This is a genomic window from Rhodoferax sp. TH121, assembly GCF_002251855.1.
Classification (GTDB): domain Bacteria; phylum Pseudomonadota; class Gammaproteobacteria; order Burkholderiales; family Burkholderiaceae_C; genus Allorhodoferax.
Map to the genome: position 1 here is coordinate 292,160 of NZ_NOXW01000020.1, position 18,990 is coordinate 311,149.

Consider the following 18,990-nt stretch of genomic DNA (forward strand, 5'->3'; position numbering starts at 1 on the left):
CGCGGCCCTGACCGCCTGGAACCTTCTCTTGATCAAGACATTCATCGACAAATTGCTGGGCAAGAGCCCGTCCGCCGCGGGCAAGAAGCCCCAGTTCGGCAAACGGGTGGAAGTGCCTGTGTCTGTGCACGGGATCGATCCCAAGCTGGTGGACGAACGCGCCATCCATGTCGTTCGCACCCTGCAACAAGCCGGTTTTGAAGCCTATGTAGTGGGCGGCGCCGTGCGCGACCTGCTGGTGGGCCTGCGCCCCAAAGACTTTGATGTGGCCACCAACGCCACACCTGAGCAGGTCAAGAGCCTGTTCCGCCGCGCTTTCATCATTGGCCGGCGTTTCCGCATCGTGCATGTGGTGTACGGTCGGGGCCGTGAGCACGAGGTGATCGAGGTCTCTACCTTCCGCGCCTACCTGGACAACGCCGCCGCCGAGCAGGTCAAGGGCAACGAACGCACCAGCAAGAACGAACTGGCCGGCATGCAGCATGCCGTGGACAGCAGCGGCCGCGTGCTGCGCGACAACGTCTGGGGCCCGCAGGAAGAAGACGCGGTGCGCCGTGACTTCACCATCAACGCCATGTACTACGACCCCGAGACGCAAATCGTGGTCGATTACCACAATGGCCTGAAGGACGCCAAGAGCCGTACCCTGCGCATGATTGGTGACGCCGCCACGCGCTACCGCGAAGACCCGGTGCGCATCATCCGAGCCATCCGTTTCTCTGCCAAGTTGAGCCCACTGGGCTTCAAGCTCGAAGCCAAGACCTCCGGCCCGCTGGTCAAGAGCCAGAAGCTGCTGAACGATGTGCCGCAAAGCCGCCTGTTCGACGAAATGCTCAAGCTGCTGCAAACCGGCCACGCGCTGGCCTCGGTGGAGCAGCTCAAGGTGCTAGGCATGGCCCGCGGCATCTACCCGCTGCTGGACGTTGTGGTGGAGCGGGCCGAGCAGGGCATCGTCGCTGCGGCACTGAAAGACACCGACCGCCGTGTGGGCGAAGGCAAGCCCGTGGCGCCCAGCTTCTTGCTGGCCTGCGTGCTGTGGGCCGATGTGCGCGACGGCTGGGACCAACGTGTCAAAAGCGGCCAGCACAGCCACCCGGCGCTGCAGGATGCGATTGAGGACGTGTTCAACGCCCGCATTGGCGACGTGTCCGGGCGCGGTAAGCTGGCTGGCGATATGCGCGAGATCTGGCTCATGCAACCCCGCTTTGAGAAGCGCGTGGGCAGCACCCCGTTTGGCATGGTGGACCAGCCGCGCTTCCGTGCTGGCTTTGACTTCATGCGCCTGCGTGCCGACGCGGGTGAGATTGACGAAGTGCTGGCCGATTGGTGGCAAGAGTTCAGCATGGCCAGCGACGATGTGCGCCAAGACATGGTGGACCAGGTGCGTGCCGAGCAACAGCAGCAGCGCAAGCAGGCCCCACGTGTGCACCGCGCACCGGCCAAGTCCACGCCTGCCGCGCCCGCCAAGCCCGATGCAGAGGGCGACGGGCAGGAATTCTCCGTCGATGGCCAGAATGCCCCGCGCAAACGGCGCCGCCGCCGCCGCTCGGGTGCGGCCAAAGGGGAGGGCGGCGCCTCCTCAGGCGGAGCCGCCGAGTAATCCGCCGGCCCGATCTGCAAACCACCATGCGTGCGCCGGTGCTGGCCTACATCGGCCTGGGGGCCAATTTGGGTGAGCCCGTGGCCGCGCTGCACGCGGCGCTGGCTGCGCTGGCAGTCGTGCCCCAGTGCCAGCTGCTGCGCCACTCCGCCCTGTACGGCAGCGCTCCTATCGACTCCAGCGGCCCGGACTACGTGAATGCCGTGGCCGAACTCTCCACCACCCTGACCGCCCCGGCCTTGCTGCAGGCCTTGCAGCAGATCGAGCAGGCTGCCGGCCGCCAGCGCCCCTACCGCAATGCCCCGCGCACGCTGGACCTGGACCTATTGCGTTACGGCAGTGCCACCATCCAGAGCCCCGAGCTCACAGTGCCTCACCCGCGTATGCGTGAACGCGCCTTTGTGCTGCTGCCGCTGGCAGAGCTCATTCCCGATCAAATAAATGCTACTGATTTAGTAGCGGTACAAGGCCAAGGTATTTGGCGCATGGCAGGGTAAATCCGGTTATTTCCAACGCTTCTCCAACGCTCCAGCGTGGTTAAATTACAAAATAATTAAAGGAGATTGGAATGCGTTTTGACCGACTTCGCCTGGCCACCAAGCTGTGGACCGCGATGGGGCTGATGGTGGTGGTGTTGGCCATCATCATTGCTTTTACAGCCCTGCAGTCCCGCAAGTCCCGCGAAGCTTATGGCGCCGTCAATGCTGCCATGCTGGCGCAGATCAAGACCGCCAACCAGTGGGCTGCGCTGGTGGACGTGAACACCACCCGCGCCTACGCGGTGGTGGTGGCGGTGGACCCCGGCGTGGCCAATGCCTTCAAGGACGAGATTGCCCAGAGCAACGCCAAGATTGAAGAACTGCAAAAAACCATTGAGGCCGCGGACCCCTCGGAGGCCGACAAGGCCCAGCTCGCCAAGATCACCGAGCTGCGCAAAAAGCTGCAAGACCTGACCAGCCAGACCGCATTGCTCAAGGTCGTGAAGCCCGGCGAAATGCCAGCGTTTGTGGAGACCCAGTACCGCCCTGCAGTGAAGGCCTTGCAGGACGCCCACCAGCAGTTTGTGCAGATGCAGGACGCCGCCAACGAGGCCTTGCGGGACAGTTTTGAGGCCGAAGGCCGCAAGCTGATTTTGATGTCAGCGGGTGGTTTGGTCGTGTTGATCAGCGGCATCCTGGTTGGCGCGGCATTCCTGATTCGCTCCATCAAACAGCCGCTGCTGCAGGCCAACGACCTGGCCGCGCGCATTGCCGAGGGCGACCTGAGTGGCCATGTGGACGAAAGCCGTGCCGACGAGTTTGGCGACCTGATGCGCTCGCTGGCGGGTATGAACCGCTCACTGGGCCTGATGGTGGCCCAGGTGCGCCAGAGCACCGACAGCATTGCCACCGCCAGCACCGAAATTGCCACCGGCAACAACGACCTGGCCCAGCGCACCGAGCAAACTTCCAGCAACCTCGCGTCCACCGCTTCCAGCATGGACAGCCTGACCCACGCCGTGCGCATGAGTTCGGACAATGCCCACCAGGCCGCCACGTTGGCCGCCAATGCCTCTAACGTGGCGCAGCGCGGCGGTGACGTGGTGGCGCAGGTGGTCAGCACCATGCAGCAGATCGACGCCAGCAGCAAGAAGATTGCCGACATCATCAGCGTGATCGACGGCATTGCCTTCCAGACCAACATCCTGGCGCTGAACGCAGCGGTAGAAGCTGCACGTGCGGGCGAGCAGGGACGTGGTTTTGCGGTGGTGGCCAGTGAAGTGCGCTCCCTGGCAGGCCGTTCTGCAGAGGCCGCCAAAGAGATCAAGGGTCTCATTGGTACCTCGGTGGAGAAGGTCGAGTCGGGCACCCAGCTGGTGACCGATGCGGGCGCCACCATGCAGGAGATTGTGCAAAGCGTGCGCCGGGTCGTGGACGTGATCGGCGAGATCACCGCCGCCTCCAGCGAGCAGAGCGCGGGTATTGCCGAGGTCAACCAGTCGGTTGGCAACCTGGACCAGATGACGCAGCAAAACGCAGCCTTGGTGGAAGAGAGCGCGGCAGCGGCCGAGAGCCTGCGCGACCAAGCCGCCCAGCTGGCGCAGGCGGTGGCGGTATTCAAGGTGGCGCCGCAGTTGGGGCATGCTGGCGCATCGGGTGCACCCTTGCTGCTGAATTAGCCTTGTCTTTGGCCCACAAAAAAGCGCTGCCTCGGCAGCGCTTTTGCATCGGGAATCGGCGCGGGAATTCGGCGACTTAGGCCACTTCGGCGATCAGCTCAATTTCCACGCAGGCGCCCATGGGGATTTGGGCTACGCCAAAAGCGCTGCGTGCATGTGCGCCCACCTGGGGGCCAAACACTTCGCCCAGCAGCTCGCTGCAGCCGTTGGTCACCAGGTGCTGTTCGGTGAAGTCGCCGGTGGAGTTGACCAGGGACATGACCTTGACGATGCGCTTCACTTTGTTCAGGTCGCCCACGGCGGCGTGCAAGGTGCCCATCAGGTCGATGGCGATGGCGCGTGCAGCCGCCTTGCCTTCTTCGGTGGTGGTGTTCTTGCCCAACTGGCCCACCCAGGGTTTGCCATCTTTCTTGGCAATGTGGCCACTGATGAAGACCAGGTTGCCGGTCTGCACAAAGGGCACGTATGCCGCTGCGGGCACGGCCACGGGTGGCAGGGTGATGTTCAGGGCCGCGAGTTTGTCGTAAATGCTCATAGGGGTTCCTTTGGGTGAAAAGTGCCGTTGGCGCCCATGGTTATTGCGCAAACAGCTATTTAATTGATAGCGCCTTGGCTTTGGCTCTGCGCAGCCGCAGTGGCGGGCGCCGAGCCGGTATTGTCGCTGCGGATCTCTTCCACCGTCACGCCCACAGTGAGCGTGTGGCTAGCTCCGCCGTGGATCACACCACGCAGCGGCGACACATCGCCGAAGTCGCGTCCGGTGGCGACTGTCACATAGTCCACGCCGGGGGCCAACCAGCCCCAGCGCTTGTTGGTCGGGTCCAGGTCCACCCAGCGCTGGCCTTCGGGCAGGTCGCCCACATAGACGCTGACCCAGGCGTGCGAGGCATCACTGCCGATAAGCTTGACCTCGCCAGGCGCGGGCTGGGTGAGCAGGTAGCCGCTCACGTAGCGCGCGGGCAGGCCCATGCTGCGCAGGCAGGCCAGCATGATGTGCGCAAAGTCCTGGCACACGCCCTTGCGCTGCTCCAGCGCCTGCAGGGCGGGGGTGTTGATCTGGGTGCTATCGCTCTCGTAGGTGAAGTCGGCGTGGATGCGCTCCATCAGGTCCACCGCCACGGCCAACACGCTGGTGCCCGCCGCAAAGCTGGGCCGTGCGTAGCCGGCAAACTCCTGGCGGCGCGGCACAAAGGGCGAGGCAAACACAAACTCGGAGGCCGCCTCAAAGGGCGTGTGCGCCTGGTAGCGCAGCCGGTCGCGCAGCTGCTCCCACGGCTGCTCGCTCTCGGGCAGGGCGTGAGCGCGGGTGGACACGATGCTCATGGCCTGCACCTCCAGCACATGGTGCGGCACCTGCAGCGAGAAAAAGCAGCGCGTGTTGCCATACACATCCTGCGTGCTGCGCTGCTGCGCCGGCTGCGGGCTGATGCTGAGCGTGTGGCTCAGCAGGCTTTGCCCAGCATGCTGCAATGGCTGCAGATAGGCCACGTGCTGGGCGGTCTCGACGGCCGGCTGGTAGTCGTAGCGGGTGTGGTGGGTGACTTGCAGCAGCATCAGGTGCCCACACTCTGTTTGGTCTGGCCCGAGTGCGTGAAATAGGTGGTGCTGATGTCCTCGGACACGGCAAATGCGCAGGTGCTCAACGCATCCAACAGCTTGCGCAGGGCGGCGGCGCTGGGTTCACCTTCGGGCGTTTCGCACAGTTGGGCCAGGTCCCATGTATCAGGGTTGGGCACTTGCAACGACATGCGGCTCAGTTCGCCCGCCGGGCTCAGCGCCAGCTTGGCCAGGCGCCCGCGCAGCGTGTGCGCCACCCAGCCCAGGGAGCGCGGGTTGTCCCGGTCCAGCACCAGCAGGTCGGTCAGCGCCGCGATGTCGCGGCTTTGCTGGTACTGGGCGTGGAACGTGATGGTGCTGTCAAACAGCGTGAGCAGGGCCTCAAAGCCGCCATCGGTGTCTACCGCGCCGGTCTCAAAGCTGCGGGCCAGTGCGCTGGCCAAAAAGTGCAGGCGCTCCACATGGCGGCCAATGCTTAGCAGGCGCCAGCCGTCGTCGCGCGTCATGCGGTCGGTCTGCGCCCCGGTGATGGCGGAGAGCTGGTCGCTCAGATCGCCCAGCACGCGCAGGGCCTGGGCCGGGGCGTAGTCGCCTTGGGCGGCCAGCCGGGCGCTTTGGGTGAACAGGGTTTCTTCGGCTTTGACGATGGTGTGCCAGTGCTCCTGCGACAGTCGCTCGCGCACCGTGGCGGCGGCCATCTTGAGGGCCCGCACATTAAAGCCCACACTCGTGGCGCCATCGGCCGAGGCCAGGCTGGCAACCAGCGTGCGCTCGAACACGCGGCGCGCCTGCACGGCGGACGGCGTGCCCGGCAGCACCAGGGTGTTGGCCACGGCCATCTGGCTCAGCCACTGCAGCAGCGGGGCTGAGCTTTGCTCTTCGCCCCCCAGGCAGTCCAGTGTGAGGGCAGCCAGCCGCGCGGTGTTTTCAGAGCGCTCGGTGTAGCGGCCCAGCCAGTACAGGTTTTCGGCCGCGCGGCTGGTGACCAGGCGCTTGCGCTGCGCCAGGACCGCAGGCGTCAGGGCCACGGGCAGCAGGGTGGTGGTGTCCACCTCGCCCTCGGTCAGCGCCCACACATCGGCGCTGCTGCCGCCACGCTGCATGCTGGCAATGTCGGCCGTGGTGCCGGCCACGCGGGCCAAGCCGCCGGGCAGCACACGCCAATGGGGGCGGCCAGCGGCATCCTGCCCGTCCGACACGGCGAACACGCGCAGCAGGACCGAGCGCGCCACCATGGCGCCGGGCTGGCCGGGGCCGGCGCTGTGCCAGGTCGGCATTTGCGACAGCGGCATATAGGCCTGCACGGTGTGGTCTTCGCTCTGGCGCATGATGCGGCCAGCCCAAGCGTCCAGCGCGGTCTGGCCCAGGGTGTGGCCAATGACAGATTCGAAACTGGTGTGGATGGCCGAGCCGGGGTAAGTGGGCTTGATGGTGTGCTCGCGCAGGCGGCTCAGGGCGTCTTCCATGGCGCTGCGCTCGCCACACCACCAGGTGGGCAGGGCGGGCAGGCGCAGGTCCTCGCCCAGTGCGTGCTGCGCCAGCGCCGGCAAAAAGCCCAGCAGCGCGGGCGACTCCAGAAAGGCCGAGCCCGGCGCATTGGCCACCAACACATTGCCTGCACGGATGGCCTGCAGCAGGCCCGGCACGCCCAGCGTGGAGTCCGGACGCAGCTCCAGCGGGTCCAGGTACTGGTCGTCCACCCGCTTGAGCAGGCCGTGCACCGGCACCAGGCCGCGCAGCGTCTTGAGGAACAGGCGCTCGTCGCGCACGATCAGGTCGCTGCCCTCCACCAGGCTCAGGCCCAGGTAGCGGGCCAGGTAGGCGTGCTCGAAATAGGTTTCGTTATACGGGCCGGGCGTCAGCAGGGCAATGTGGGCGTCGGCACCGGCCGGGCTGTGGGCTTTGAGGCTGTCCATCAGCGCGCGGTAGGTGCTGGCCAGGCGCTGCACCTTGAGCGCCTGAAACGCCTGCGGAAACTGGCGCGACACGGCCAGCCGGTTCTCCAGCAGGTAGCCCAGGCCGCTGGGCGCCTGGCAGCGCTGGCCCACTACCCACCAGTTGCCGTCGGGCCCACGGGCAAGATCAAAGGCGGTGACATGCAGGTGGCGCCCGCCCACGGGCTGCACCCCGGCCATGGCACGCAGATAGCCCGGGTGGCCGTGCACCAGCGCGGGGGGCAGCAGGCCCTGGGCCAGAAAGTTTTGCGGGCCGTAGACATCGGCCATCACGGCCTCCAGCAGGCGCATGCGCTGCTGCACGCCAGACTCGATGTGCTGCCAGCTCGGCGCATCTACCACCAGCGGAAACAGGTCCAGCGACCAGGGGCGCTGCGGGCCCTCGGCATCGGCGTAGACGTTGTAGGTCACGCCGTTGTCGCGGATCTGGCGCTGCAGGCTGGCGGCACGGCTGTCCAGCTCGGCGCTGGTTCGGGCCTCCATATTGGCAAAGAATTGGCCCCAAACCCCCGTGAATTCTGCGCGATCAGCTACTGAATTGATAGCGTTTTCAGTGCCGGTGGTGTTCGGGGGGGCGCTCTTGGGGGGGATCGTGGCGCGCAGTTCGTCAAAGTGCCCGGCGGCGGCCATGCACTGGCGCGCCTGGGACAGCACATCGGCGTCGGTGGCGGGCCCATTCACGGCAAGGGGATCGAGAGAGGAGTTCACTGGCCTGAGAGTATGCCAGCGCAGGGGGCGCCGGGGACCCAGATTTGCACGCAAGCCCCGTGCCGTGCCAAACAGCGCAAAGCCCGCTACCATGCGCCCAAGGCCCACTGCTAACACCGATGGAGACTGAATGAACGCTGTATGGCGCGCTGGATTGGCTGCATGGTTTGCTTGGGGCCTGTGCATGGTGCCGGCCCTGCCTGCCCGGGCGACCGACTACAAACTCAGCACGCTGGAGTGGGCACCTTACACCAGCGCTGCACTGCCCGGAATGGGCTTTATCACTAGCACCATTGTGGATGCCATGGCCCTGTCAGGTTCCAGTGTCGAGGTACAGTTTTTCCCCTGGTCCCGGGCCGTACGTCTGGTGGATACCGATGCTTCATACACTGGTTTTTTCCCGGCCTATTACTCGCGTGAGCGCGCTGCGCGTTACCTCTATTCCGACCCCGTAGGGCGCAGCCTTGTCGTTTTTTTGGAGCGCACGGATCGGCCTGTCAAATGGTCATCCTATGACGATTTGCAGGGCTTGCGCATTGGTGTGGTGCGCGGGTTTGTCAACACAGAAGAGTTGGACGCACGGATTGCCAGCAAGATGGTGGCCTCCGAAGAGGCGCCCGACGACCGCAGCAACATCCTCAAGTTGATAGCCGGCCGGGTGGACCTGGCGGTAGTCGACCAGCAGGTCTATGAACACCTGGTGCAGACCGACCCCCAACTGGCGCGGGTGGCCCAGCAGCTCCAGGTCAACCCCAAGGTGCTGGAGAGCAAGAACCTGTATGTGTGTTTTCAGCGCACGGCCAAGGGAGCCATTGCGCAGCGGGCCCTGAACACCGGATTGCGCAAACTGCGGCCTTCGCCCTAGCATTGCCCGGCCGCCTGTCACCGGGCCAGCAGTTCGTGCAACGGCCGTGGCTTCGCGTAGTGGTAACCCTGGCCGTATTCGCAGCCCATGCTGGCCAGCAGCGTGCCGGTGGCTGCGTCTTCAATGCCCTCTGCCACCGTGGAGATCCCCAGCAGCTGCGACAGCGCCAGCGCAGACTTGATGATCTGGAAACTGCGTTCCGAGCTGTGCATGTGTGCCACAAACGCACGGTCGATCTTGATGGTGGTGAAGGGCAATGTTTGCAGGTAGTCCAGCCCGGCGTAGCCGGTGCCAAAGTCATCCAGGGCGATACCGATGCCCATGGCTCGCAACTGCGCAATCGAGGCCGACACTTTCTCCACGCTGCTGATGATCACCGTCTCTGTCAGCTCAATACGCAGCTCGTGTGCGTCCATGCCCGTGGTCTGCAGGCAGCGCTGCACCGCCTCCACAATGCCGGGGCTGCACAGCTCCGGCGCCGAGAGGTTGACGCTGACAAACGGCCGCTCGCCGTCACGGGCGGCACAAGTGTCGCGTAGCGCGGGCCAGTCCGTGGTGGCGCGTTGCAGCACCCATTGGCCAATGCGGTGTACCAGGCCGGTTTTCTCGGCCAGCGGAATAAATTCGTCAGGCTGCACCACCCCCAGTTGCGGGTGGTGCCAGCGCACCAGGGCTTCATAGCCCGACAGCGTGCCGCCCGGGAGCCGCACGATGGGCTGGTAAAACAGGTCCAACTGGTTACGGTCAATGGCGTCGGACAGGTCGTGCGCCAGCGACAAGGTGCGCACGGCGGCGGCATGCAGGTCTTCGGGCGGCGCAAAGCTTGCGTGGCCCGACAAGGGCGGCAGTGCAGGGGGCAACTCGGACTTGGCACTGCTGCTGCGAAAGCGCTCCAGCAGCAAACGCAGCAGGTATTGGATTACTGGGTCGGCGCGCACCAATAGCTCTTCCACATGGGCGCGGTCAATGCGTACCAGCGTGGTGGGCACCAGGGTACGAACGGTGGCGGTGCGGGCCTGGCGGTCCAGCAGTGCCACTTCGCCAAACATGGCGCCTTCGGCCAGCACGGCCACCCGCTGCTGGGCGTGTGCGGCCCCCACCAGCACCTCCACGCATCCCGACTCAATCACATAGGCCGAGTCACCGGTGTCGCCCACCTGGAACACCGCTGCACCCGCTGCCAAAACCCCGCGGCTGAATTCGCTGATCAGGGTGTGCATGGTGCCCTCCGGCAGGCAAGTCGTTTACTTGGCGAAAAGTTGCCCGATGTCCTTGAAGGCCTTGAACTCCAGCGCATTGCCACAGGGGTCCAGCAGGAACATGGTGGCCTGCTCGCCCACCTGCCCCTGGAAGCGGATGCCCGGCTCCAGCACAAAGGCGGTATTGCGGCTCTTGAGCCGCTCGGCCAGTGCGTGCCAGGCGTCCCACGCCAGCACCACGCCAAAGTGCGGCACCGGCACGTGGTGGCTGTCCACCTCATTGGTGTGGGCGTGGGTTTGGGAGTCGTTCTTCGGCGCCAGGTGGATCACCAGCTGGTGGCCAAAAAAGTTGAAGTCCACCCACTGCGCGCTGCTGCGGCCCTCTTCGCAGCCAAACACCTCGCCATAAAACTGGCGCGCCAGGGCCAGGTCGTACACGGGAATGGCAAGGTGAAAAGGCTGGAGTGACATGGTGAGTTCCTTGGGTGGCAATAGTTTGGTGGATGCTAACCCAGCGTCAGCCCAGCGGCAGGGTGTCCAGCGTGGCGTAGGCGTTTTTGAGCCAGGTCTTCACGCGCTGTCGCTCCAGCATGCCCAGCGCGTCTTCGCCCTCCTTGCGGTGGATGGCGGCCCAGAAGCTGGCGTTTTGCCTGTCGATCTTGCGCATGCTGGCCTCGTGCAGGGCCGGCAGGCTGACCACCTGGCCGCCCAGGGCGTTGGCTTTCTTCAGTGCGGCAGATTCGTCCAACTGCGAGAAGTCGCTGCCCCGGCCCAGGTTCTTCACCACGATGTAGTTGGGCCCGGCGCCATAGGTGGCCACCAGCCGGTCCAACAGGTCCACCGAATCCTTGCCCGCGTCGGCCACATGCCAGAAGTTCACGGTCACGCCCATTTCCGCCATCAGCGAAACCAGATCCGAGTCCTTCACCCAGCGCGCCAGCGGTGCCGCAGTCTGCGCCGCCAGATCCACAATCACATTGGGCGGCAGGCCCACTACGGGCTCTTCTTCAAACACACCGGCAATCAGGTCCAGGCCCTCGTAGGTGTCCACCACCACCGGGGCCGCGTAGTCCGCATAAAAGCGGGTGAAGGAGGTGTGCGAGCGGTCCGTGTCAAAGCCGGTAAACGCGCGCCCCTTGTCGATGAAGTACTGCGCCAGCACCCGGGCCACGACCGATTTGCCGACCCCGCCCTTTTCGCCGCCAATGAAGTTGATTGAAGCCATGAAGTTCCTTAAAGAAGATCACAGCGTATGCAAGTTGCGTGCAAGGCGTCAGTCTGCCCCAGGACTGGGCAAGCTTCCAGTCACCTTCGGCTGGCGACTGCCCTCTCAAGAACATGCGCATAGACCTCCATGGGGTCTACTGCTAAGGCGGAGAGGTTGAGGTTTAGCGCCCCAAAGCCAAGCACTTTGTTGGCAGACGCCATTGCGCGTTTCAGCAGTGACATGCGCGCAGTCCACTGCTCTGGATTGCGCAACTCAAGACAAACAAAATAGTTGCGATTGACTGACCTCAGCGTTGCTCCTGTAATTTCTGACCACGGAATGACTCCGACCCCTAGGGTTCGATCGAAAACACCCTCATCGTTGAGTACCAAACGAGGCCTTGAATCGAACAACTGCCGGGCGAAAGATGAAACACATGCACCACAGAAGATAAGGCATCCCCAGCCGTTCCATACATTTCTGGATGTTGTGTCAGTGACCATCATGAGCCCGACGAAGAAACCAAAGATTGCGATAAGAAGGAATACTGCGTACTTAAACCTTGATGCATGAATAGTGATTGGCGTCATAAAGCAGCGATTTTTTTGAGCGAGCGCCTAGGTCTCACCACCGTGGCGTCGCTGCAGGTTTTGAACGTGTTCGATGTCAGTCTGGCGTGTGAGGGCCAGGCGTGATGTTTCTAGGCGACCCACGCAAAACTGGACGCGATTCACGGACAGTAACTCGTTGGTCTGGCTGCGCATGTTTTCGATGAACCGGGGCAGCGTAAATACTCCATCAGGAATTTCTGTTTTGAACTCCGCTTCGCCAGTGAACACAACGGCTGATTTCACAGCGTCTGGCGGCAAAAAATCCAGAAGCGTTTGGACTGCTCGCAAATGTTGGTAGTTCTGGAATATCGGATTTTGAAATTTGTACTTGCTTTTGAAAATTGTTTGAGTCCAAGTTGCATGTTTAGGGTTCGCGAAAATCCAGCCTTTGTAGTCTTTGGTTTCGATCACAAAAACTCCAAATCGTGAGACGAGTATGTGATCAACCTGCGTGGTGCCATCCTTCAGGGGGAGGGTCACGTTGTTCATCAAGTGATAGTCCGGAGCCGAAAAATGCCTCCGAATGCTACGAGCGAGTAGGGCCTCGCCACGATTCTGGAGTGCTCGCGCACGGTACCGTCCGAGGGCGTAACCCACAATGACAGCGATGAGGACGTAAAGGAGGGTGGTCAAGATTCGTATGGCTTTGCGCTGTCTCTCGTTGAGCCCTGGCTGGAAAAAAGTGGACTAAGGACCAGGCAATTCTCACTGCAATACTGGAGTTGGAATATCCCCGATTGGGTGAGTTTACAAATCGCGACTCCCTGCCCACCCACCCACAGAGCTGGGAGAACGGCCCCCCGCCTCATACTGTCAAACGCCCAGAAATCGGCGGGGGGCCATTCCCCCAGCTCTGTGCCCCCCCGTCTCTATGCGTTTGCTACATATTCAGTAGCTGCTCGCGCATATTCCAAAAGGGCTGGAGCCCGATTTCATTAAAAATCAAGCCCGCCGCATGTCCTTGGTGAACGGAAACTCTTTGCTGCCTGCCACGTTGATCGTGGCCGGTGGCACCACCAGCACGCCGGGCGTGTGGCCCATGGCGGCGAAGCGTGCGAGGCGGCGGCTTTCGGCCTCGTAGCTGTTGACCGGGAATGTGTCGTAATTGCGTCCGCCGGGGTGGGCCACAAAGTACTGGCAACCGCCCAGCGAGCGCTTCATCCAGGTGTCCACAATGTCAAAGGTCAGCGGCGCGTGCACGCCGATGGTGGGGTGCAGGCTGCTGGGCGGGTTCCAGGCCTTGTAGCGCACGGCGGCTACAAACTCACCCACGGTGCCGGTGCTGGTCATGGGCAGGGCTTCGCCATTGCAAGTGACCACGTAGCGGCTCTCGTTCAGGCCGGTGACCCGCACTTCCAGCCGCTCCAGGCTGGAGTCCACATAGCGGGCGGTGCCGCCCGCAGCGCTCTCTTCGCCCATCACATGCCAGGGCTCCAAGGCGTTGCGCAGGGTCATCTCCACGCCCATGCTCTTGACCGAGCCGACCATGGGGAAGCGGAACTCGTAATGCGGGGCGAACCAGCTGGTGTCAAACGCGTAGCCGGCAGCGTTCATGTCGGCAATCACGTCATCAAAGTCCATCTTGATGAAGGTGGGCAGCATGTAGCGGTCGTGCAGCTCGGTGCCCCAGCGGGTAACGGGGGCCTTGTACGGCGTCTTCCAGAAGCGGGCGACGAGTGCGCGCAGCAACAGTTGCTGCACGCTGCTCATGTGCGGGTGCGGCGGCATCTCGAAGGCGCGCAATTCCAGCAAGCCCAGGCGGCCTGTGGACGAGTCCGGCGAGTACATCTTGTCGATGGAGAACTCGCTGCGGTGGGTGTTGCCGGTCACATCGATCAGGATGTTGCGCAGCGTGCGGTCCACCAACCAGGGGGGCATGGTTTGCCCATAGATCTCGCGGTTCTTGTAGATCTGCTCGATAGCAATTTCCAGCTCATACAGCTGGTCGTTGCGCGCTTCGTCCACACGTGGGGCCTGGCTGGTGGGGCCCACAAACATGCCGCTGAACAGGTAGCTCAAGCTGGGGTGGTTGTGCCAGTACAGCAGCAGGCTGGCCAGCAGCTCCGGTTTGCGCAAAAACGGGCTGTCGGCCGGTGTGGCGCCGCCCATCACAAAGTGGTTGCCGCCACCGGTGCCGGTGTGGCGGCCGTCGGTCATGAACTTCTCGGCACTCAGGCGCGACTCGAAGGCCGCGTTGTAGAGGAACTCGGTGTTGTAGACCAGCTCACGCCAATTGGTGACCGGGTGCACATTGACCTCGATCACACCGGGGTCCGGGGTGACTTGCAGCAGCTTCAGGCGCGGGTCGCGCGGGGGCGGGTAGCCTTCCAGCACGACTTGCATCTTGAGTTCAGACGCCGTGGCTTCGATAGCGGCCAGCAGGTCAAGGTAGTCTTCCAAGCGCTCCAGCGGTGGCATGAACACGTACATCACGCCCGATTTGGAGCCCACAGCTTCTGCCTTGGGGCCGCTGGCGCGGCGCGGGTCGCGCACTTCCACGCACAACGCTGTGCGGGTGATCCAGTGGGCGGATTCAAAGCGGTTGGGCGCTTGTGCGTACATCGCGGGCTCTGGCTGTGTGGCGCTTTGGGCGTTGGTGGCAATGCTGCTGTTGCCAGTCCCCTTGGCCGTTTGCATCTTGCGGCCGGCTTCGGGCACGGCCAGGTTGCCGGCCAGATAGGGCAGGCCGTTGGCGGCTACCGAGCCACTGGTTGGTGTGGTACCGGCAGCGCCCGGCGCATAGCGCGCCGCAAACGCGTTATGCGGGGGCAGGGGGCCGCGGTCCACAGTCGGGTCGCGCTCCACCAGATAGGGGTAGTCCCCCTGGCTGACCCAGGGCAGGGAATCGAGCGGCAGGCGCAGGCCCATGGGCGAGTCGCCGGGCATGAGGTACATGCGTTCATCGCGGAAGAACCAGGGGCCGGTGGTCCACTGGGTACCGCTCAAGCCGGGGTTGCCACTGGCACCGACCTTGAGCGGCAGCACATAGCCCACCACCGAGTCCAGCTTTTGCTCGAAGACGCGGCGCAGGCGGGCGCGCTCCATCTCGTCATCAAGCTTGCTGTTGAAGGGGTCCACATTCACCGGCAGGCGGCGCTCGCGCCACAGGTAGTACCAAGTGTCTTCATAGCCAGCCTGTACGTACTTGTCGGTCAGGCCCAGCTTGCCCGCCAGGGTGCGGATGAAGTAACCCGCGTCCTCGGGGGTGTAGTGGGTGGGCTTGCGCTCGTCGGTGAACAGGGCGGGGTTGTTCCACACCTTTTGCTTGTCCGCACGCCAGTAAATGTTGAGGGCCCAGCGCGGCAGCTGCTCGCCGGGGTACCACTTGCCCTGGCCGAAGTGCAGAAAGCCGCCCTGGCCATATTCGTCGCGCAGTTTGTGCGTCAGTTCGGTGGCAAAACCGCGCTTGGTCGGGCCCAGGGCGTCGGTGTTCCATTCGGGCGCGTCGCGGTCGTTCACCGCCACGAAAGTGGGCTCGCCGCCCATGGTGAGGCGCACATCGCCAGCCACGAGTTCGGTGTCCACTGCGTCGCCCAGGGTCATCACCTCGGCCCATTGCTCGGGCGTGTAAGGCTTGGTGACGCGGGGGGACTCGTACATGCGGGTGACCTGCATGTGGTGGGCAAATTCCACCTCGCACTTGTCCACGCCGCCCTCAATGGGCGCAGCACCGCTGGGCTGCGGCGTGCAGGCCAGCGGGATGTGGCCTTCGCCGGCCAGCAGGCCGCTGGTGGCGTCCAGCCCGATCCAGCCTGCGCCGGGCAAATAGACCTCGCACCAGGCGTGCAGGTCGGTGAAGTCGACCTCGGTGCCGCTGGGGCCGTCCAGCGACTTGACGTCCGGTGCCAGCTGGATCAGGTAGCCCGAGACAAAGCGTGCGGCCAGCCCGCAATGGCGCAGCAGTTGCACCAGCAGCCAGCCGGAGTCGCGGCACGAGCCGCTGGCGAGCGTCAGGGTTTCTTCCGGCGTTTGCACACCGGGCTCCATGCGAATGGTGTAGTTGACGGCCTTGTGCACCAGCTGGTTGATGTAGACCAGAAAGTCGATGGTGCGGCGTTCCTTGCGGTCTATGCCGTCCAGGAATTTTTTGAACTCCGGTGTCAGTGGCTCTGCGGCCAGATAGGGCGCAAGCTCTTGGGCCAGCAGCTTGTCGTATTGGAAGGGGAAGTTCTCGGCGGCCGGTTCAAGGAAGAAGTCGAAGGGGTTGTAGACCGCCATTTCGACCACCAGGTCCACCGTGACCTTGAACTCCCGGGTCTTCTCGGGGAACACCAGGCGGGCTTGGTAGTTGGCAAACGGGTCCTGCTGCCAGTTGATGAAGTGGGTGCTGGGCTCGACCTTGAGCGAATAGGAAATGATTTTGCTGCGGCAGTGCGGGGCAGGGCGCAGGCGGATGACTTGGGGACCGAGGTTGACCAGACGGTCGTAGGTGTAGTGGGTGACGTGGTTCAGCGCTGCGTGGATGGACATGGGCCGGTCTCTCGGTAATCTCACTCGTTGGTGCCGGTGCAGCGGTGGCCACACCGGCTCCATACTAACAATCGGGTTTGACAGGGGGCTCCAAGCAAGTCCCGCGCCATGCGCTAGGCGCCCATCGAGCGCGGGTTAGCATGGCGCCATGTTCTCTGTCGCCCACCGCACCAGCGCGTGGCCCCGCACGGTGTTTGCGGCGCTGCTGGGTGGGGTCTTGGGAGCGGCGTGGCAGCTGCATCAGCCCGCGCTGTGGTCGCTGTGGGTTTATGTGTCTTTTGTGCTGCTAGCCCTGGTGCTGTATGCGCGAGCAGCTCCTGAAAAGATAGCGATATTCACCCGTAAGACGGTGCCATTTTGGCTGGCGTCGGTGCTGGTGCTGTTGGCAGGCATGGCGCTGGGCTGGGGCGTTACGGGTGCGCGGGCTGTGGTGTTTGCCAGTACGGCCCTGGCCCCCGCGCTGGAAGGGCGCGACCTGCGCGTGACCGGGGTGGTGGAGGGCTTGCCACAGAGCACCGAGGCCGGGCTGCGCTTCACCCTGCGGGTGGAGCAGGCCATGCTGGACGGACAGGCGGTGGCCGTGCCGACACGCATGGCGGTGGGCTGGTATGCCAGTGGCTACGCGCTGCAGGGGGAGCAGACGGGCCTGCAGCGCGTGCCGGCCCCGTTGCAAGCGGGCGAACGTTGGCTGCTCACTCTGCGTGCCAAGGCGCCGCACGGCAGCATGAATCCGCATGGGTTTGACTACGAGTTGTGGCTCTGGGGGCAAGGCGTGCAGGCCAGCGCCTATGTGCGCGCCGGGCCCCAAGACCCCGAGCCCCAGAACCTGGGCCAGACCTGGCAAGCGCCGGTGGCGCTGGCGCGTCAGCTGCTGCGAGACCGCATCGTTGCCTCAGTGGAAGACCGGCGCGCTGCGGGCCTGCTGGCCGCGCTGGTGGTGGGCGACCAGGCCGCGGTGGAGCGCAGCGACTGGGATGTGTTCCGCGCCACGGGGGTGGCCCACCTGATTTCCATCTCTGGCCTGCACATCACCATGTTTGCCTGGGCGGCGACCCTGTTGACCGGGATGTTGTGGCGGCGCTCGCGCCGGCTGTGTCTGGCTTTGCCCGCCCCATCGGCGGCGCTGCTGGGCGGGCTGCTGCTGGCCTGCGCCTACTCTGTGCTGGCCGGCTGGGGCGTACCGGCGCAGCGCACCTGCCTGATGCTGGCCACGGTCAGTCTGCTGCGCCTGGCCGGCGCGCGCTGGCCCTGGCCGCTGGTGTGGATGCTGGCCTGCGCCGCCGTGGTGGCGCTGGATCCGTGGGCGCTGCTGCAGCCGGGCTTTTGGCTGAGCTTTGTAGCGGTGGGGGTGCTGTTTGCTACAGATTCAGGAGCTGCCCGCGCAGATTTCACCGGGGCTAGAGGCCATTTTTTCTTAAAAATATGGCATCTGCTGCGGGAGCAGTGGATCATCATATGCGCCTTGGCACCGCTGAGCGTGCTGCTGTTTGGCCAAGTTTCTGTGGTGGGGCTGGTGGCCAATCTGCTGGCCATTCCGTGGGTGACCTTGCTGATCACGCCGATGGCGCTGCTGGGGGTGCTGCTGCCCCCGGTGTGGGGGCTGGTTGTGCAGGCCATCGAACTGCTGTGGTGGTGGCTCAGCGCGCTGGCCACCTGGCATGGGGCTACCGTCAGCTGGCCTTTGCCTCCGCTGGGCTGGGGGCTGCTGGCTGTGGTGGGTGGCGTGCTGTGCGCGCTGCCAGTGCCCCGGCATCTGCGCGCCCTGGGGCTGCCGTTGCTGGTACCCGTGCTGCTGTGGCGCCCCGCACTGCCACCGCCGGGCGAATTTGAATTGCTGGCCGCTGATGTGGGGCAGGGCAATGCGGTGCTGGTGCGCACGGCCCAGCATGCCTTGCTGTTTGATGCCGGGCCTCGCTACAGCCTGGAGAGTGATGCGGGTCACCGCGTGCTGGTGCCTTTGCTCCGGGCGCTGGATGTGCAGCTGGACACCCTGGTGCTGAGCCACCGCGACAGCGACCACGTGGGAGGCGCGGCTGCCGTGCTGGCCCTGCAGCCGCAGGCCCGCTTGTTGAGTTCCATCGAACCCGGCCACCCGCTGCAACAGCTGCGCACGGCGCAACGCTGCGAGGCGGGCCAGCGCTGGGAGTGGGATGGTGTGCCTTTTGAAGTGCTGCACCCGCAAGTGAAGGACTATGACGCCAGCCCGGCGCCCAAACCGAATGCACTGTCGTGCGTGCTGCGCATTGGCACCAGTACGCGGAGTGCGCTGCTGGTCGGCGACATTGAGGCCGCGCAAGAGCTGCGGCTGGTGCAAGCCTGGCAGGGCACGGACCATTTGCGCGCAGCGGTCCTGCTGGTGCCGCACCATGGCAGCAAGACTTCCAGCACGCAGGAATTCCTGCAGGCTGTGCAGCCGCAGTGGGCGCTGGTGCAGGCTGGCTACCGCAACCGCTTTGGCCACCCGGCATTGCCCGTGGTGGAGCGTTACACCCAGGCAGGCACCCATTTGGTGACATCACCCCGTTGTGGTGCGATGGTCTGGCGCTCGGAGCAGCCCCAAAATGTGGCGTGCCTGCGGGACACCGAGCACCGATACTGGCACCACAATGTGCCATAGTGGTGCATGCAGGCGTGGTGTATGTCGTGGCACTAAGCTTGCA

At 64.3% G+C, this 18,990-nt stretch carries 14 protein-coding genes; 5 read left to right on the forward strand and 9 right to left on the reverse strand.

What is annotated here, in order from left to right; translation table 11 throughout:
- The first annotated feature begins 28 nt into the window (after positions 1–28).
- From pcnB to CHU94_RS19650, 3 genes are all read left to right on the forward strand, one after another.
- Positions 29–1,600, forward strand: a complete 1,572-nt coding sequence (gene pcnB, locus CHU94_RS07385) for a polynucleotide adenylyltransferase PcnB (protein WP_094478306.1) — start codon at positions 29–31, stop codon at positions 1,598–1,600.
- Positions 1,601–1,626: 26 nt separating this feature from the next.
- Positions 1,627–2,097 carry a 2-amino-4-hydroxy-6-hydroxymethyldihydropteridine diphosphokinase gene (gene folK / locus CHU94_RS07390; protein WP_094478308.1) on the forward strand — a complete coding sequence of 157 codons (471 nt, stop codon included), beginning with the start codon at positions 1,627–1,629 and terminating at the stop codon, positions 2,095–2,097.
- A 71-nt stretch (positions 2,098–2,168) separates the two neighbouring features.
- Entirely contained in the window at positions 2,169–3,758 is a 1,590-nt protein-coding gene (locus CHU94_RS19650; RefSeq protein ID WP_094478310.1) for a methyl-accepting chemotaxis protein, read from the forward strand.
- A 76-nt stretch (positions 3,759–3,834) separates the two neighbouring features.
- Here CHU94_RS19650 and CHU94_RS07400 read toward each other — a convergent pair whose 3' ends face one another.
- The 3 genes from CHU94_RS07400 to CHU94_RS07410 are packed head-to-tail and all read right to left on the reverse strand — an operon-like array spanning position 3,835 to position 7,900.
- Positions 3,835–4,293: a RidA family protein gene (locus CHU94_RS07400; RefSeq protein ID WP_094478312.1), complete on the reverse strand. Its 459-nt coding sequence runs from the start codon at positions 4,291–4,293 to the stop codon at positions 3,835–3,837.
- Positions 4,294–4,352: 59 nt separating this feature from the next.
- Entirely contained in the window at positions 4,353–5,312 is a 960-nt protein-coding gene (locus CHU94_RS07405; protein ID WP_094478314.1) for a transglutaminase family protein, read from the reverse strand.
- Complete coding sequence (locus CHU94_RS07410) at positions 5,312–7,900, reverse strand: circularly permuted type 2 ATP-grasp protein (RefSeq protein ID WP_176451991.1); 2,589 nt, start codon at positions 7,898–7,900, stop codon at positions 5,312–5,314. The genes CHU94_RS07405 and CHU94_RS07410 overlap by 1 nt, the downstream gene beginning before the upstream one ends.
- Before the next feature lie 208 nt (positions 7,901–8,108).
- On the opposite strand from CHU94_RS07410, the gene CHU94_RS07415 reads away from it, so the two are divergent.
- Complete coding sequence (locus CHU94_RS07415) at positions 8,109–8,843, forward strand: ABC transporter substrate-binding protein (protein ID WP_094478318.1); 735 nt, start codon at positions 8,109–8,111, stop codon at positions 8,841–8,843.
- Positions 8,844–8,860: 17 nt separating this feature from the next.
- Here CHU94_RS07415 and CHU94_RS07420 read toward each other — a convergent pair whose 3' ends face one another.
- The 6 genes from CHU94_RS07420 to CHU94_RS07440 form a co-directional block, all read right to left on the reverse strand.
- Positions 8,861–10,063, reverse strand: coding sequence for an EAL domain-containing protein (locus tag CHU94_RS07420; RefSeq protein ID WP_094478320.1), 1,203 nt, complete (start codon positions 10,061–10,063; stop codon positions 8,861–8,863).
- Between the two features lie 24 nt (positions 10,064–10,087).
- The gene (locus CHU94_RS07425) at positions 10,088–10,513 is read right to left on the reverse strand and encodes a VOC family protein (protein ID WP_094478322.1); all 426 of its coding nucleotides are present in this window, start codon (positions 10,511–10,513) and stop codon (positions 10,088–10,090) included.
- A 46-nt stretch (positions 10,514–10,559) separates the two neighbouring features.
- Positions 10,560–11,267 (reverse strand): mobilization protein, encoded by a 708-nt coding sequence (locus CHU94_RS07430; RefSeq protein WP_094478324.1) that lies wholly within the window; start codon positions 11,265–11,267, stop codon positions 10,560–10,562.
- 80 nt (positions 11,268–11,347) lie between these two features.
- On the reverse strand, positions 11,348–11,839 hold the full coding sequence (locus tag CHU94_RS19020) for an STM3941 family protein (protein WP_141211409.1): 492 nt from the start codon (positions 11,837–11,839) through the stop codon (positions 11,348–11,350).
- A gap of 27 nt (positions 11,840–11,866) precedes the next feature.
- Positions 11,867–12,457 (reverse strand): nuclease-related domain-containing protein, encoded by a 591-nt coding sequence (locus tag CHU94_RS07435; RefSeq protein WP_094479302.1) that lies wholly within the window; start codon positions 12,455–12,457, stop codon positions 11,867–11,869.
- Positions 12,458–12,802: 345 nt separating this feature from the next.
- Positions 12,803–16,330, reverse strand: a complete 3,528-nt coding sequence (locus tag CHU94_RS07440; protein ID WP_094478326.1) for a DUF2126 domain-containing protein — start codon at positions 16,328–16,330, stop codon at positions 12,803–12,805.
- Positions 16,331–16,478: 148 nt separating this feature from the next.
- Between CHU94_RS07440 and CHU94_RS07445 the strand changes: the two genes are divergently transcribed.
- Entirely contained in the window at positions 16,479–18,947 is a 2,469-nt protein-coding gene (locus CHU94_RS07445) for a DNA internalization-related competence protein ComEC/Rec2 (RefSeq protein ID WP_094478328.1), read from the forward strand.
- Positions 18,948–18,990 lie beyond the last annotated feature (43 nt).